The 16,517-nt window shown below is 64.8% G+C and carries 14 protein-coding genes; all 14 read left to right on the plus strand.

Annotated elements, in window-relative coordinates; genetic code table 11:
- Nucleotides 1-97 precede the first annotated feature (97 nt).
- The 14 genes from KW832_RS03990 to KW832_RS04055 all read left to right on the plus strand — a co-directional run bounded on the left by KW832_RS03990 (nt 98) and on the right by KW832_RS04055 (nt 16,436).
- Complete coding sequence (locus KW832_RS03990) at nt 98-1,978, plus strand: NAD(P)H-dependent oxidoreductase subunit E (RefSeq protein WP_218298613.1); 1,881 nt, start codon at nt 98-100, stop codon at nt 1,976-1,978.
- Nucleotides 1,975-2,556 (plus strand): hypothetical protein, encoded by a 582-nt coding sequence (locus tag KW832_RS03995; RefSeq protein ID WP_218298612.1) that lies wholly within the window; start codon nt 1,975-1,977, stop codon nt 2,554-2,556. The genes KW832_RS03990 and KW832_RS03995 overlap by 4 nt, the downstream gene beginning before the upstream one ends.
- Nucleotides 2,553-5,420, plus strand: a complete 2,868-nt coding sequence (gene fdhF, locus KW832_RS04000; protein ID WP_218298611.1) for a formate dehydrogenase subunit alpha — start codon at nt 2,553-2,555, stop codon at nt 5,418-5,420. Before KW832_RS03995 ends, fdhF begins: the two co-directional genes overlap by 4 nt.
- 66 nt (nt 5,421-5,486) lie before the next feature.
- Nucleotides 5,487-6,038, plus strand: a complete 552-nt coding sequence (locus tag KW832_RS04005) for a DUF3305 domain-containing protein (RefSeq protein WP_121507325.1) — start codon at nt 5,487-5,489, stop codon at nt 6,036-6,038.
- On the plus strand, nt 6,031-6,792 hold the full coding sequence (locus tag KW832_RS04010) for a DUF3306 domain-containing protein (RefSeq protein WP_218298610.1): 762 nt from the start codon (nt 6,031-6,033) through the stop codon (nt 6,790-6,792). Before KW832_RS04005 ends, KW832_RS04010 begins: the two co-directional genes overlap by 8 nt.
- Nucleotides 6,752-8,833, plus strand: a complete 2,082-nt coding sequence (locus KW832_RS04015; protein WP_218299081.1) for a 4Fe-4S binding protein — start codon at nt 6,752-6,754, stop codon at nt 8,831-8,833. The genes KW832_RS04010 and KW832_RS04015 overlap by 41 nt, the downstream gene beginning before the upstream one ends.
- Entirely contained in the window at nt 8,830-9,465 is a 636-nt protein-coding gene (locus tag KW832_RS04020; protein ID WP_121507323.1) for a molecular chaperone, read from the plus strand. Before KW832_RS04015 ends, KW832_RS04020 begins: the two co-directional genes overlap by 4 nt.
- A gap of 147 nt (nt 9,466-9,612) precedes the next feature.
- Nucleotides 9,613-9,822 carry a formate dehydrogenase gene (locus KW832_RS04025; protein ID WP_055402831.1) on the plus strand — a complete coding sequence of 70 codons (210 nt, stop codon included), beginning with the start codon at nt 9,613-9,615 and terminating at the stop codon, nt 9,820-9,822.
- A 13-nt stretch (nt 9,823-9,835) separates the two neighbouring features.
- Nucleotides 9,836-12,796: a formate dehydrogenase subunit alpha gene (locus tag KW832_RS04030; protein ID WP_121421028.1), complete on the plus strand. Its 2,961-nt coding sequence runs from the start codon at nt 9,836-9,838 to the stop codon at nt 12,794-12,796.
- 23 nt (nt 12,797-12,819) lie between these two features.
- Nucleotides 12,820-13,437, plus strand: a complete 618-nt coding sequence (gene fdh3B, locus KW832_RS04035) for a formate dehydrogenase FDH3 subunit beta (protein ID WP_108616030.1) — start codon at nt 12,820-12,822, stop codon at nt 13,435-13,437.
- On the plus strand, nt 13,437-13,679 hold the full coding sequence (locus KW832_RS04040; protein ID WP_055402825.1) for a hypothetical protein: 243 nt from the start codon (nt 13,437-13,439) through the stop codon (nt 13,677-13,679). The genes fdh3B and KW832_RS04040 overlap by 1 nt, the downstream gene beginning before the upstream one ends.
- An 8-nt stretch (nt 13,680-13,687) precedes the next feature.
- Complete coding sequence (locus KW832_RS04045) at nt 13,688-14,905, plus strand: formate dehydrogenase subunit gamma (RefSeq protein WP_218298609.1); 1,218 nt, start codon at nt 13,688-13,690, stop codon at nt 14,903-14,905.
- Between the two features lie 11 nt (nt 14,906-14,916).
- A complete protein-coding gene (locus KW832_RS04050) occupies nt 14,917-15,303 on the plus strand; it encodes a hypothetical protein (protein ID WP_121422843.1) in 387 nt (128 codons plus the stop codon).
- A gap of 143 nt (nt 15,304-15,446) precedes the next feature.
- On the plus strand, nt 15,447-16,436 hold the full coding sequence (locus tag KW832_RS04055; protein ID WP_218298608.1) for a formate dehydrogenase accessory sulfurtransferase FdhD: 990 nt from the start codon (nt 15,447-15,449) through the stop codon (nt 16,434-16,436).
- Nucleotides 16,437-16,517: the final 81 nt, after the last annotated feature.

Here is a 16,517-nt window from a genome sequence, read left to right on the forward strand (position 1 = left end):
TTGACGCGCCAAGGGGGCTCGCCGACACTGCGCTCGCCAGTCGAGCCTTATGCAGGCGGCTTCATAACCACAACAAAACATTCCACGATTTCGCTCCATGCACCTTGCCCCCGAAGCCCCCACCGTGGCCGCTGTGTCGGTCAACGACATGCGCGATCGCATCCGCCGAAAAAGCCGCCTCAAGGGCCGCCAGCCCGAAGACGCTGCGATGGTCGAAGTGGCGCAACTGCTGGGTCTGCGCCCGGCCGAAGGCTTTCGGCGCGACCTGCTGATTGAATTTCTGCACCGCCTGAACGACCACTTTGGCGTGCTGCACGACCGGCACTTGGTGGCGCTGGCCAAGCAGATGAATCTCCCCATGGCCGAGGTGTACGAGGTGGCCAGCTTCTACCACCACTTTGAGATCGTGCGCGGCGACGAAGCCCAAGCCCCGCGCCTGGTGCTGCGCGTGTGCGAGAGCCTGAGCTGTAGCTTGGCCGGTGCCAGCGAACTGTTGGCCGCGCTGACCGAACGCCTGCGCGCTGCAGGGCAGGCCGATGTGCAGGTGGTGGCCGTACCCTGCGTGGGCCGTTGCGAGCAGGCGCCCGTGGCCGTGGTGCACCAGTGCCCGGTGCCACACGCCACGGTGGACGCCGTGCTGGAAACGCTCAATTCGAAGCCAAATCGGGCTCTGGCGCTTCATCCACAAGCGCAAGTAGCTATCAATTTTGATATTGCAGCGCTGGCCGAGAACAGTGTGCCTGCGCAGCCGGACGGCGCCAGCCCCGCCCACACCGACCTCGCCGTCTATCGCGCCCATGGTGGTTATCAGACGGCGGCCGCGCTGGTCAATGGCGAGATGGATGCTGAAGCCGTGCTCGTAGCCATGGAAAACTCGGGCCTGCGCGGCCTGGGCGGGGCGGGGTTTCCGGCCGGGCGCAAGTGGAGGATTGTTCGGGACCAACCTGCTCCGCGCGTGATGGCGGTGAACATCGACGAGGGCGAGCCCGGCACCTTCAAGGACCGCACCTACCTCGAACGCGACCCCCACCGCTTTCTGGAAGGCGTGCTCATCGCCGCGCAGGTGGTGGGCACCGAGGCGGTCTACATCTACCTGCGCGACGAGTACCACGGCTGCCGCGCGCTGCTGCAGACGGCGCTCGATGACCTGCACGTCCAGCCGCCGTGCCCGCTGCCCCACATCGAGCTGCGGCGCGGTGCGGGCGCCTACATCTGCGGCGAAGAGTCCGCCATGATCGAGAGCATCGAAGGCAAACGCGGCGAGCCCCGCATGCGCCCGCCCTACATCGCGGAGGTGGGGCTGTTCGGCCGGCCCACGCTGGAGCACAACTTCGAGACGCTGTACTGGGTGCGCGACATCGTCGAGCGTGGGCCCGAGTGGTTTGCCAGCTTCGGCCGGCACGGGCGCAAGGGGCTGCGCAGTTTCAGCGTCAGCGGTCGGGTCCGACACCCGGGCGTCAAGCTCGCGCCCGCGGGCATCACGGTGCAGGAACTCATCGACGAATACTGCGGTGGCATGCTGGACGGCCATCAGCTCTACGCCTACCTGCCCGGCGGCGCCTCGGGCGGCATCCTGCCCGCCAGCCTGAACCACATTCCGCTCGACTTCGACACGCTGCAGCCCTACGGCTGCTTCATCGGCTCGGCCGCCGTCATCGTGCTCAGCCAGCACGACCGGGCGCGCGATGCGGCGCTGAACGTGATGCGGTTCTTCGAGCACGAAAGCTGCGGCCAGTGCACGCCCTGCCGGGTGGGCACGGCCAAGGCTGCGGCGTTGATGCGCGCCCCGCAGTGGGACGAAGAACTGCTGGACGACCTGGCCCAGGTGATGGGCGATGCGTCCATCTGCGGGCTGGGCCAGGCCGCGCCCAACCCCATCCGCTGCATCCACAAATATTTTGCGCACGAGGTGGGCGAGGCGCCCTGGCCGGGCGACTTGCCCAGGCCGCGCACGGGTGTGGCCATGGAGACGCTATGACTGCAAAGATGTCGTGGGACGTCGCAGCTGGTGACATATCGCGCCGTGTCGGAGGGGCAGCAACGATGCGTCCAAGCCGGGTGCTGCGAATTGGTCGTTCCATCGCCTTTTTGATTGCTAGCTGCTTGTGTGTGTGGGGAGGTGCACAAGCGTCGGAGGGCGCCGTAAGCCCAGACTGCCCGAGGGTCGTAGCGGACTCTTCTCTGGTCGGCGATCTCTTTTTCGAGGGCAATGGCATCACATTGAAGCTCGGCGCCCGGCAGGACTTGCAGCAGTTGGCCGTGAAACTTCGGGTGTTCTCGCCGGCGCGAAGGGTGATTGTGTTCACCGGCTTTCAGAATCCAGCGGAGCGTGAGGGGGTCGCGCTTTACCGGGCAGAAATCGCACGGCGCTTCTTTCAATCGCAAGAGCGAGATGTTTCTCTGGCGGTGATTGAAGGAAGGACCGAGGTGGCCGAGTTGCTGTCATCTGGAGCGCGGCCGTCAGGTCAGCGCGTCGAGTACGAGGCACGCGCGTGGCAGGAGTTCTGCGCCCCTTCCGAACTGAATACCCCGACGCCGCGGCAAGGCAACTTATGACCATGACTTCCTTCGAGCTGGACGGCCAGTCCGTCACCGCCCGCCCCGGCGAAACCATCCTCAAAGCCGCGCAGCGCCACGGCGTGGAGATTCCGCACCTGTGCTACACCGACGGCCTGCGCCCCGACGGCAACTGCCGCGCCTGCGTGGTCGAAATCGCGGGCGAACGCACGCTGGCCCCCAGCTGCTGCCGCGCACCGACTGAAGGCATGAAGGTGCAGGCGGCCAGCCCGCGCGCCCGCAAGAGCCAACAGATGGTGGTGGAGATGCTGCTGTCCGACATGCCGGACGTGGGATACCGGTGGACCGACCAAAAGGCAAATACTCCTGAATTGATAGCTGGTCGCGCTTATCCATCAAGCGCTAGTGGCCAATTTGACTCAAAAAATCCAGAAATCATAGGCCAGCACGGCGAGCTGAGCGCCTGGGCGGACCGCCTGGGCGTGGCCGTGCGCCCCGCGCTCCAGGCCCTGCGCCGCGAGCAGCCCGCGCCCGACCTGAGCCATCCGGCCATGGCCGTGAATCTGGATGCCTGCATCCAGTGCAACCGCTGCGTGCGCGCCTGCCGCGAAGAGCAGGTCAACGACGTGATCGGCTACGCGCTGCGCGGGGCCGACAGCAAGATCGTCTTCGACCTCGACGACCCCATGGCCGAGAGCACCTGCGTGGCCTGCGGCGAATGCGTACAGGCCTGCCCCACGGGCGCGCTCAGCCCCAAGACGCACATCGGCTCGCAGAAGGTGGACCGCAAGGTCGATTCGGTCTGCCCGTTCTGCGGCGTGGGCTGCCTCATCACCTACAACGTGCGCGATGAAAAAATCATCAGCGTGGAAGGCCGCGACGGCCCGGCCAACCACGGCCGCCTGTGCGTGAAAGGGCGCTTCGGTTTCGACTACGCCCACCACCCCGACCGCCTCACGGTGCCGCTGATCCGCAAGCCCGGCGTACCCAAGGAGGTGCGGCCCTACGGCGCTGACTGGCGCGACACCTTCCGCGAAGCGACCTGGGACGAGGCGCTGGACCTGGCTGCTGACGCGCTTAAAGCCCTGCGCGACACCCACGGCCTCAAGGCGCTGGCGGGCTTTGGCTCCGCCAAGGGCAGCAACGAAGAGGCCTACCTGTTCCAGAAGCTGGTGCGCACCGGCTTTGGCAGCAACAACGTGGACCACTGCACGCGGCTGTGCCATGCGTCCAGCGTGGCCGCGCTGCTCGAAGGCGTGGGCTCCGGCGCGGTGAGCAACCCGGTGCACGACGTGGAGCATGCCGAGCTGATCTTCGTGATCGGCTCCAACCCCACGGCCAACCACCCCGTGGCCGCCACGTGGATGAAGAACGCCGCACAGCGCGGCGCGAAGATCGTGCTGGCCGACCCGCGCATCACGGACATCGGCCGCCATGCCTGGCGCACGTTGCAGTTCAAGGCCGACACCGACGTGGCCATGCTCAACGCGCTGATCCACACGGTGATCGACGAAGGCCTGGTGGATGAAGCCTTCATTCGCGACCGCGCCAACAACTTCGAGGCCTTGAAGGCCAACGTGATGGGCTGCAGCCCCGAAGCCATGGCCCCGGTGTGCGGCATCCCGGCCGAGACGCTGCGCGAGGTGGCGCGCGCGTTTGCAAAAAGCAAAGCCTCCATGATCTTGTGGGGCATGGGTGTGAGCCAGCACGTGCACGGCACCGACAACGCGCGCTGCCTGATCGCGCTGTGCGCCGTCACCGGCCAGATCGGCAAGCCCGGCTCGGGCCTGCACCCGCTGCGCGGCCAGAACAACGTGCAGGGCGCGAGCGACGCGGGGCTGATCCCCATGATGTTCCCCAACTACCAGCGCGTGGACAACGCGGGGGCGCATGCCTGGTTCGAGGACTTCTGGGGCACCCGGCTCGACGAGTCACCGGGCTACACCGTGGTCGAGATCATGCACAAGGCCCTGGCCGACGAAAGCGACCCGCACAAGGTGCGCGGCATGTACATCATGGGCGAGAACCCCGCCATGAGCGACCCCGACCTGAACCACGCGCGCCACGCGCTGGCCAGCCTGTCGCACCTGGCGGTGCAGGACATCTTCCTGACCGAAACCGCCTGGCTGGCCGACGTGGTGCTGCCCGCCAGCGCCTGGCCCGAAAAGACCGGCACCGCCAGCAACACCGACCGCATGGTGCAGATGGGCCGCCGCGCGTTGAACCCGCCCGGTGATGCGCAGCCGGACCTGTGGATCATCCAGCAGATTGCCCAGCGGATGGGCCTTGGCTGGAACTACGAAGGCGAAGAGTCCGGCGTGGCCGCTGTCTACGACGAAATGCGCCAGGCCATGCACGTCAGCATTGAGGGCATCACCTGGGACCGCCTGGAGCGGGACTCCAGCGTGACCTACCCCTGCCTCACGCCCGACGACCCCGGCCAGCCCATCGTGTTCACCGAGAAATTCCCCACGCCCACGGGCCGCCTGCAGCTGGTGCCCGCCAGCGTGATCCCGGCGGCCGAAAAGCCCGATGCCGACTACCCCCTGGTGCTCATCACCGGCCGCCAGCTGGAGCACTGGCACACCGGCAGCATGACGCGGCGCAGCACCGTGCTCGACGCCATCGAGCCTATGGCCACCGCATCGCTGCATGGCGACGAACTTGACCGGCTTGGCGTGGCGCCCGGTGCGCTGGTGGGCATCCGCTCGCGGCGCGGCATGGTGCAGGTGCGCGTGCGGCGCGACGACGGCACGCCGCGCGGCACGGTGTTCATGCCTTTTGCGTACGTGGAGGCGGCAGCCAACCTGCTCACCAACGCGGCGCTGGACCCGTTTGGAAAGATCCCGGAGTTCAAGTACTGCGCGGTGGCGGTGGAGGTGCTGGAGGGGGCTGCAAGCTGACCGTGCGCAGAGGGGCTTTACGGACAAAGCTGCTGGTGGCCTTGCGCCGGGGTAAAGTCTGCGCCCATGACTGAGCGCCCCTACACCGACGTTGCCGTGATCATGCGGTGCGAGCACATCGACAACCGCTGGCAGCCCTGGCGGTGGTCGCTGGCCGAGGTGGTGATCAACGAGCCCGCCTTTGGCACCGAGCCGCGCCAGATCCTCCGGGACGAGCGCGAGCAGCGCTGGTTGTTCCCGGGGTTTCGGGCAGAGCTGTTCCGCGACGACGCCGAGGGCTACCACCTCAACCTCACTTCACCCGCCCCGTGCTGGTTTGTGATGTGGCGCCGCGATGACGACCCCGGCACTGGCGAGATTCCGCTGGCTCGCCCCGTGGCTGTGAGCCTGAGCTACCACGACGCCGGCCGCTGGCTGGACGCGCAGGAAACCGTGGAACAGGTGCCAGCCGCGCCCGAAGTGGTGGAAGCGCTGCGCGCCTTTGTGGCCGAGCACTACCAGCCCGAACCCAAACGCCGCAAGCGGCCGGACAGTTTTCGCACGCTGCAAGACCGGTTTGGTAACCCTGCATCTGTGTCCACTGAAAAAACGCGTGGTGGAGGTGGCGGTCATGGCTGACGGGTTCCTGGGCCGCTGGTCGCGCCGCAAGCAGGAGGTGCGCGAAGGCAAGCCGGTGGAGGAACCTCCACCACCCACTCCGTCGTTGCCTCCGGCCGCGTCTTCGTCGTCACCGCCTACCCCGTCCTCCGTGGTAGCCGGCGCCCCCCCCACCGCCGCAGAAGGCGCTGCGCCCGCTGCAGAAGCCCCCCCGCCACCCACGCTGGCCGATGCCCAGGCGCTTACGCCCGCGTCCGATTTCAAGGCCTTTGTGGCCCGCGATGTATCGCCCGAGGTGCGCAACCTGGCCATGAAGAAGCTCTTTGCCGACCCGCACTTCAATGTGATGGATGGCCTCGATATCTACATCGGCGACTACACCCAGCCCGACCCGCTGCCCGAAGGCATGCTGCGCAAAATGGCCAGCGCCCATGCGATGGGCTTTTTTGATCATGAAAAGAAGGCTGATGCAGCGCCTGATGTTCCAGTCAATGGCGCCGCCGTAGAAGCCAGTGCAGACGCAGAGGCAATAGCCCCTGCCCTTGCTCAGCCTCGGGATGATGCGGAGGGGCACGCCCCCGCAGACGTGGCACAGTCCGGGGTATGCAACGCTATTCCTAGCGCCCCCTCCAGCGAGCTTGAGATGGCCACCCGCCCCCATAAGGATGCGGTGGCCCTGCCAGCCAGCCACACAGAACATGACCACGACGCTCATCTGCGACTGCAACCAGACGATGCCCCTCAACGCGAAGGCGTTGGGCGCGGCGCTGCATGAAGACCTGACACTCCACTCCACCCTGTGCCGCCGCGAGGCGGGGGCCTTTCAAAAGGCCATCCAGTCGGGTGACGATGTGGTGGTGGCTTGCACCCAGGAGCAGCGCTTGTTTGGCGATCTGGGCCAGCAGACCGAAGGCGCAGTGTCGCCCATCCGGTTTGTGAACATCCGCGAAACCGGTGGCTGGAGCCGCGATGCCGCCAAGGCCAGCCCCAAGATCGCCGCGCTGCTGGCCGCCGCCCGCCTGCCTGATCCACCGCCCGTGCCCACGGTCACTTACAAGAGCACGGGCCGCTTGCTCATCATCGGCCCCCTCGACCAGGCCGAACAGGCTGCCGCCCTGGTGTCGGATGTGCTGGATGTGACCCTGTTCACCCAAGGCCCCGGCAATGCGGGTGGTGCGCAGGCGCGGCGTTTTCCCGTGCTGGGTGGGCGCATTACGGGCCTTACCGGCTGGCTGGGTGCGTTTGAGCTGCAGTGGAAGGCCGACAACCCCATTGACCTGGACCTGTGTACACGCTGCAACGCCTGTGTGGCGGCCTGCCCCGAGAACGCCATCGGCCTCGACTACCAGATCGACATGGCGGCCTGCAGCTCGCACCGCGACTGTGTGAAGGTGTGCCAGGTGGCGGGTGCCATCGACTTCACCCGTGACGCCACGGCGCAGACCGAGCGTTTTGACCTAGTGCTGGACCTGCGTTCGCCCACCGCCACGCCCACCTTCTTGCAGCACGCGCTGCCGCAGGGTTACCTGCGCTGGGACGGGCGTAGTGATGGTGTCAATATGGCCACGCTGCTGAAGCTGCGCGAGCTGGTGGGCGAGTTCGAAAAGCCCAAGTTTTTTGTCTACAAACAAAAGCTTTGCGCCCACAGCCGCAACGAAACCGTGGGCTGCAATGCCTGCGTGGACATCTGCTCGGCCGAAGCCATTGCCAGCGACAAAAGCCGTCAGCAAATCAAGGTGAACCCCAACCTGTGTGTCGGCTGCGGCGCTTGCACCACCGTGTGCCCCACGGGCGCGCTGACCTATGCCTACCCCAGCGCGACCGAGCAGGGCACCAAGCTCAAAACCCTTTTGTCCACCTACGCCGCTGCAGGTGGCAAGGATGCTGTGCTGCTGCTGCACAGCCAGGAGCGCGGACAGGCGCTGGTGGAAGAGCTGGGTCGTGCCGCCCAGTTGAAACTGGCGCAGGGCGTGCCTGCCAATGTGATCCCGGTGGCGCTGTGGCACACCGCCAGCACCGGGGTGGACCTGTGGCTCAGCGCAATCGCTTACGGCGCCTCGCAGGTAGTGTTGCTGACGACCCAGGAGGAAGCACCGCAGTACCTCGACGGCCTGCAGGCGCAGATGGATGTGGCGCAAGCCATCTTGCGGGGCCTGGGCTACACGGGCACCCATGTGCAGCTGCTGCGCGCCACCCATCCCACCGAGCTGGACGCCGCCTTGCAGGCCCTGGGCCAGACGCGCCAGAGGACCCCGGCCGTGGCCGCGCGCTTTGCCGTGGCGCAGGAAAAGCGCAGTACGCTGGAGATGGCGCTGGACCATCTCATCGAGCAGGCCCCGATGCCCGTGGCCGATCGGCCCGCAGCCATTGCCTTGCCTGCAGTGGGGTCGCCCCTGGGCACCATTGAAGTCAACAAGGACCGCTGCACCCTGTGCCTGAGCTGCGTGAGCGCCTGCCCCGCCAGTGCGCTGCAGGACAACCCGCAGCTGCCGCAACTGCGCTTTATCGAAAAGAACTGCGTGCAGTGTGGCCTGTGTGCCACCACCTGCCCGGAAGACGCCATCACCCTGCAGCCGCGCCTGCTGCTGGCGCCGGAGCGTGCGCAACTGCGCGTGCTCAACGAGGCCAAACCCTGGGCCTGTGTGCGCTGCAGCAAGCCCTTTGGCACCGTCAAGGCCATCGAGGCCATGCTGGGCAAACTGTCGGGCCACGCGATGTTCCAGGGCGACGCGCTGGAGCGCCTGAAGATGTGCAGCGACTGCCGCGTGATTGACCTGTATTCCTCTCAAAGCGAAACGAAAGTGACGGACCTGTGAGCGCCCAACCTGCTTCTTTGACCCCCCCTGGCGGCAGCTCTGCGCTGGATGAGGAAACGGCACGCGCCGAACTCTATGGTCTGCTGTCGCAGTTGTACTACGCCGCGCCCAGCGCCGAGTTGTTGTCTGCCTTGCGGGTAGCCGTGACCGAGGCGCCCGCCGACGGCGCCTTTTTGCAAGAGCCTTGGCAGGTGCTGGTGGGCGCGGCCCGCGAACTGAGCGATGCCGCCATCGCGCAGGAGTTCGACCGTCTCTTTGGCGGTGTGGGCAAGCCCGAGGTGTTTTTGTATGGTTCGCATTACCTGAGCGGTTTTCTGAATGAAAAACCATTGGCCCGTTTGCGCACCGACCTGGATCGGCTGGGGCTGGCACGCGACGATTCCATGTCCGAAACCGAAGACCACATCGCGTACCTTTGCGAGGTGATGCGCTACCTGATCGCGGGGGATGACGTAGCTGTCTGCAACCTGACAGCACAGCGCGACTTTTTTGCAACGCATCTGCAGCCCTGGGTTTTGCAGTTGTGTGATGCCCTGGCTGCCCAACCGCAGGCGCGCTTTTATGCAGCACTGGCCCAGTTCACACGGGCCTTCGTGTCGGTGGAGGCCCAGGGCTTCGACATGCTCGACTAACCTCTGGGAGGCTCGAAAAGCCTGCTCAGGTTGCTACAAAAGATGAGTGTCTTAGTGGGAGGTGTAAAGCTCGATTGCAGGCTTTTACACACTGACATAGACTGTATGAATTCCGTTTCATAGCTGCCAGCCATTCTGGAGACAAGCATGCAGAACCGCCAGCCCAATTCCTCACGCCGGAGCTTCTTCTCCGGCGCTGCCACCGTAGGGGCTGCAGCCGCAGCCGTCGTGGCACTCCCCCATGTAGTTCCCTCAGATGCCGTCGTGTCTGAACCCGCTCGGGTGGCGCCAGAAAAAGGCGGTGGCTATCACCTGTCTGCGCACGTGAAGCAGTACTACAAGACCACCCAACTCTGAAGCGGGGCGTGCCATGTTGCTAACCAAGAAGTCCTCCCACGCTGCGCAGGTCGCATCGTCTCCTTTTGTGCACAGCTTGCGCCGTGGCCTGTCGCAGGCGCTGCCCACGATGGACCGCCGCTCGTTCCTGCGCCGCTCCGGCCTGGGGGTAGGCGTGGGTATTGCGGCGTCGCAGCTCACGCTGGTCAAAAAATCCAATGCTGCCGAGGGTGCCAAGGTGGGCATCGGCGACAGCAAGATCGAAGTACGCCGCACCATCTGCACCCACTGCTCGGTGGGTTGTGCGGTGGATGCGGTCGTCGAGAACGGCGTGTGGGTGCGGCAAGAGCCTGTGTTCGATTCGCCCATCAACCTGGGCGCCCACTGCGCCAAGGGTGCGGCACTGCGTGAACACGGCCACGGCGAATACCGCCTGCGCTACCCCATGAAGCTCGTCAACGGCAAGTACGAGCGCATCAGCTGGGACACGGCCCTGAACGAAATCACTGCCAAGATGAAAGAGCTGCGTGCCGCCAGCGGCCCGGATAGCGTGTACTTCGTCGGCTCGTCCAAGCACAACAACGAGCAGGCCTATCTGCTGCGCAAGTTTGTGAGCTTCTGGGGCACCAACAACTGCGACCACCAGGCGCGCATCTGCCACTCGACCACCGTGGCGGGCGTGGCCAACACATGGGGCTATGGCGCCATGACCAACTCGTACAACGACATGCAAAACAGCAAGGTCGCTCTGTACATCGGCTCCAACGCGGCCGAGGCCCACCCGGTGAGCATGCTGCACATGCTGCACGCCAAGGAAACCGGCTGCAAGATGATTGTGGTGGACCCACGCTTCACCCGCACCGCAGCCAAGGCCGACGAGTACGTGCGCATCCGCTCGGGCACCGACATCCCGTTCCTCTTCGGCCTGCTGTACCACATCTTCAAGAACGGCTGGGAAGACAAAAAGTACATCAACGACCGTGTCTATGGCATGGAGAAGGTGCGCGAGGATGTGCTGGCCAAGTGGACACCCGACAAGGTGGAAGAGGCCTGCGGCGTCAAGGAAGACCAGATGTTCAAGGTCGCCAAGATGCTGCACGACAACAACCCTGGCACCATCGTGTGGTGCATGGGCCAGACCCAGCACACCATCGGCAACGCCATGGTGCGTGCCTCGTGCATTTTGCAACTGGCACTGGGCAATGTGGGCAAAACAGGCGGCGGCACCAACATCTTCCGCGGCCACGACAACGTGCAAGGTGCCACCGATGTCGGCCCCAACCCCGATTCGCTGCCCGGCTACTACGGCCTGGCCGAAGGCTCGTGGAAGCACTTCGCCGCAGTCTGGGGTGTGGACTTCGAGTGGATCAAAAAGCAGTACGCATCGCCCGCGATGATGACCAAGAGCGGCATCACCGTATCGCGCTGGATCGATGGTGTGCTGGAGAAGAATGAGCTGATCGACCAGGACTCCAACCTGCGCGGCGTATTCTTCTGGGGCCACGCGCCCAATTCGCAGACCCGTGGCCTGGAAATGAAGCGGGCCATGGACAAGCTGGATCTGCTCGTGGTGGTGGACCCGTATCCATCGGCCACCGCCGCCATGGCCGCCATGCCCGGCAAGGCCGAAGACCTGAACCCCAACCGTGCGGTGTACCTGTTGCCAGCCGCCACGCAGTTTGAAACCAGTGGATCGTGCACGGCCTCCAACCGCTCCATCCAGTGGCGCGAGAAGGTGATCGAGCCGCTGTGGGAGAGCCGTTCGGACCACATGATCATGCACCAGTTCGCTGAGAAGCTGGGCTTTGCCGCCGAGCTGTCCAAGAACTACAAGATGCAAAAGGTCAAGGGCATGGACGAGCCCGTGATCGAAGACATCCTGCGCGAAATCAACAAGTCGGTCTGGACCATTGGCTACACGGGCCAGAGCCCCGAGCGCCTGAAGGCCCACATGCGGAACATGCATCTGTTCGATGTGAAAACCCTGAAATCGAAGGGTGGCAAGGACAAGGAAACCGGCTACGACTTTGGGGGTGACTACTTTGGCTTGCCATGGCCCTGCTACGGCACGCCGGAGCTCAAGCACCCTGGCTCGCCCAACCTGTACGACACCTCCAAACACGTGATGGAAGGCGGCGGCAACTTCCGCGCCAACTTCGGCGTCGAGAAGGATGGCGTCAATCTGCTGGCCGAGGACGGCTCGCATTCGGTGGGCAGCGAGATCACCACGGGCTACCCCGAGTTCGACCATGTGCTGCTGAAAAAGCTGGGCTGGTGGGACGACCTGAGTGACGCCGAGAAGGCCAAGGCCGAAGGCAAGAACTGGAAGACCGACCCTACGGGCGCGATCATTCGCGTGGCCATGAAGCATGGCTGCCATCCGTTTGGCAACGCCAAGGCCCGCGCTGTGGTGTGGAACTTCCCCGATGCCATTCCGCAGCACCGCGAACCGCTGTATGGCACCCGGCCCGACCTCATGGCCAAGTACCCCACCCACGACGACAAGAAGGCCTTCTGGCGCCTGCCCACGCTGTACAAGAGCGTGCAGGAGAAAAACGTGGCGGACAAGGTGCACGAGAAATTCCCGCTCATCCTCAGCTCTGGCCGTCTGGTCGAGTACGAAGGCGGTGGCGAGGAAACCCGCTCCAACCCCTGGCTGGCCGAGCTGCAGCAGGAGTCGTTTGTCGAGATCAACCCCAAGACTGCCGCAGACCGGGGCATCCGCAACGGCGAGCGTGTGTGGCTCAGCTCTCCCACTGGCGCACGGATCAACGTGCAGGCCCTGGTCACCGAGCGCGTGGCGCCCGATACGGTGTGGATGCCGTTCCACTTCTCGGGCCGCTGGCAGGGCGCGGACATGCTGGCTTATTACCCCAAGGGCGCGGCGCCTGTGGTGCGCGGTGAAGCCGTGAACACCGCAACGACGTATGGCTACGACAGCGTGACCATGATGCAAGAAACCAAGACCACGATCTGCAACGTGGAACGCGCCTGATCGCGCCACGCAAGGAGACACACATGGCACGAATGAAATTCATCTGTGACGCAGAGCGCTGCATCGAATGCAACGGCTGCGTGACCGCCTGCAAAAACGAACACGAGGTGCCCTGGGGCGTGAACCGCCGCCGCGTGGTCACGCTCAATGACGGTGTACCGGGCGAAAAATCCATCTCGGTCGCGTGCATGCACTGCAGCGATGCACCCTGCATGGCTGTTTGCCCCGTCAATTGCTTTTATCGCACCGAAGAAGGTGTGGTGCTGCACGACAAGGATGTGTGCATTGGTTGCGGCTATTGCAGCTACGCCTGCCCCTTTGGCGCGCCGCAGTTCCCTTCGTCCGGTACCTTCGGCGTGCGTGGCAAGATGGACAAGTGCACCTTCTGCGCCGGTGGCCCCGAGGCCCACGGCAGCCAGGCCGAGTTTGAAAAATACGGCCGCAACCGCCTTGCCGAGGGCAAACTGCCCGCCTGCGCAGAAATGTGCTCCACCAAGGCCCTGCTGGCCGGTGATGGCGATGTGGTGGCAGATATCTTCCGCAACCGGGTGGTGCAGCGTGGCAAGGGCGCCGAAGTGTGGGGCTGGGGCACGGCCTATGGGTCACAACAGGCAGGCCAGCCTGCAGGAGGCAAGTCATGATGATGAAGCGTCTTGTTCATTCGGCCCTGGCCGCCGCTGTGGCGCTGGTGGCGCTGACCGCCTGTGGCGAGAAGCCGCAGACCGGCGCGGGCATCCGTAGCGATGCAGCTCCCTATGCAGGTACGGGCAGCAATTTCATGCAGCCCGGCTGGAAGGCCGGAGACAAAGCCGGTTGGGAAGCGCAGTTGAAGGCGCGTCAGCTGTACGGCCAGAACGAATACACCCGCACCCAGTCCAAGTGAGGCCCGCCATGAAACACATCATGTGGTCCCTGGCTTTGGCGGTGGGATGTGCCTGGGGGCCAGCGGGTGCCCAGGCTCCGGCAGCGCTAGATGCCGCCGCGCCTGCGGTCACGGCACCGGCTGCTCCCGCAGCGACCGGCGGCATTCAAAGCCAAAACATTTTCGAGGTCAAGCCAGACGCCAGCGCAGACCCCAAATACGCCGAGCAGACCAATGGCGAACGCGCCAAGGTGCAGCCCGGCAACAACGCGCCCATGTGGCGCCAGGTGGGGCAGGGCGTGACGGGCTACAGCAGCCTGCCGAAAAGCCAGGCGCCCGAGGCGGGCAACCTGATCCAGCCGTTCGTGCAGTACCCAGGCTCGCGTTTCACCAACGCAGGCGAGGCATGGCGCCAGGTGCGCAACCACTGGATCATTCCTTACGGTGCGGCCTTGTTTGCCATCGTGTTGCTGGCGCTGGGCATCTTCTACTTTGTCAAAGGTCCGCTGGGGCATGAACACCCTGACGGCACCGGAGCCCGCCGCATCGAACGCTTCACACCTTTCGAGCGTGCTGCGCACTGGTCCAATGCCTTTGCGTTCATCGCGTTGGCCATCTCTGGCATTGTCATGGCGTTTGGCAAGTTCTTCCTGCTGCCCATCATGGGGGCCACGCTGTTTGGCTGGCTTACGTATGCGCTCAAGAACGTACACAACTTCATGGGACCGCTGTTTGCTGTCTCATTGCTGGTGATCATCCTTACCTTCGTCAAGGACAACATCGCCAACCGGGCCGACTTTGTGTGGCTGTCCAAGGGCGGCGGCATGCTGGGGGGTGACCACCAGGTTCCTTCCCACCGCTTCAACGCCGGCGAGAAGGGCCTGTTCTGGTGGGGTATCACCATCCCCGGCATCTTTGTGGTGGCCACCGGCTTGGTGCTCGACAAGCTCATTCCTGGCTTTGGTGACGTGCGCGGCGACATGCAGATCGCCCACATGATCCACGCCACCCTGGCGATCTGGATGATGGCGCTGATCTGCGGCCACATCTACATGGGCACGGTGGGCATGCGCGGCGCCTACAAGGCCATGAGGACGGGGTACGTGAGCGAGGGGTGGGCCAAGGAGCACCACGAGCTTTGGTACGACGACGTGCAAGCGGGCAAGATTCCCCGCCAGCGCAGCGCCAACCCATCCGCAGCCGAAGCTGCAGCTACACCATCTGCGGGCCAGCCCGCGCAGGTATGAGGTTTCGCACCATGATGCAATTTTCTCGATCTTCCCTGCTGGCGTTGTGCGCGGCCAGCGTCTGTACCCTGGCATCGGCCAAGCTGCCTGCGCCTTCACCGGAGGCTGCCGCCAAAGCTGCAGAGGCGGCGGCCAAAGCCGCCTGGGCCGGCAAGGTGGACAACTACAAGCTGTGCCTGTCACAAGACCGTGTGGCGGCCCACTACCGCAAAACCACGCCAACAGCCAAGCCTGCAACGGCGGCAGGCGCTGCGTGCACCGACCCCGGCCCCTTCGCCTACACACCGCCCGCTGCCAAGCCCATTGAAGCGGCGGGTGCCCATTCGCCACCGGGCACGGCCAGCAGCCCACCCAGCACGCTGGCACCTGCCGCAGCTGCGTCAGCGCCCAAGTCCTGACGCCAGCCACTGTCCCGCTGTCAAAAAGAGCCGCGCCCACTTGGTGGAGCGCGGCTTTTTTGTGGTGGTCGCCGTACGTGCTTTTCCCCGATTCAGATGCCCCATGCCCCTCCTTGGGGAGAGGTACTGCGTATATTCGCCCCATGTCTCTTTCATCACCTTCCGCCTCCCCGGCTGCGCCCGTGCTGCCGCGCCTGACGCAGGCGCATGCGCCCCTCACCCACAGCGTGGAGGTCGTCAACGAGCTGGGTGAACGCGAGCAGGTGCAGATTCCCGCCGAGCGGCCGCTCACCATCTATGTCGACAAGCGTGAACTCGTCACCCTCATGACCCTGGGCGCGCAGCCGGAACTGCTGGTGCTGGGCTATTTGCGCAACCAGCGGCTGGTGGAGTCCGTGTTCGACATCGAATCCATCACCGTCGATTGGGAGGTGCACGCCGCCGCCGTGCGCACGCGCCACGGCATCGCCCGCATTGAAGAGCGCACCGCGAGCAAGGTGGTCACCACCGGCTGCGGCCAAGGCAGTGTGTTTGGCGGGCTCATGGACGAGGTGGACCGCATCACCTTGCCCGAGGCACGCCTGACACAGGGCGAGTTGTACGGCATCGTCAACGCCATCCGCCTCAAGGAAACCACCTACAAGTCCGCAGGCTCCGTGCATGGTTGCGCCTTGTTCCGGGGGGAGGCGCTGCTCACCTTTGTGGAAGACGTGGGGCGCCATAACGCCATCGACACCATTGCAGGGTGGATGTGGATGAATACAGATGGCAAGGTGCCGCAAGGGGGCGCTTCCTCCACGCTATCCGGCGGCACGCCTGCAGAAAATGCTGCTTCGGAGAGCCTGCACGCGCCCATGTCCGGTGCAGACAAGGTGTTCTACACCACGGGCCGACTCACCAGCGAAATGGTCATCAAATCTGCGCAGATGGGCGTCCCCATCGTGGTGTCCCGCAGCGGCATGACCCAGATGGGACACGCCGTAGCGCAGCAACTGGGCCTGTGCGCCATCGGGCGCGCCACCAATCGCCGGTTTGTCTGCTACAGCGGCACAGATCGGCTGGTCCTGCAGCCGGAGTTGGCGCAGGTACCCGTCGTACCGGTGGCCAGGGGCGGAGCTGGAACTGTCGCCTGAGGAGGCGGGGCTGTGTGAAGGGGGCGTCACGCGATTTCGGGAAACATCGCAGTCCGAACTACCGGCTGGTGGTTGAAAGAA

The sequence above is a fragment of the Acidovorax sp. sif0632 genome, from assembly GCF_019218805.1.
GTDB classification, from domain to species: Bacteria; Pseudomonadota; Gammaproteobacteria; order Burkholderiales; family Burkholderiaceae_C; genus Acidovorax; species Acidovorax facilis.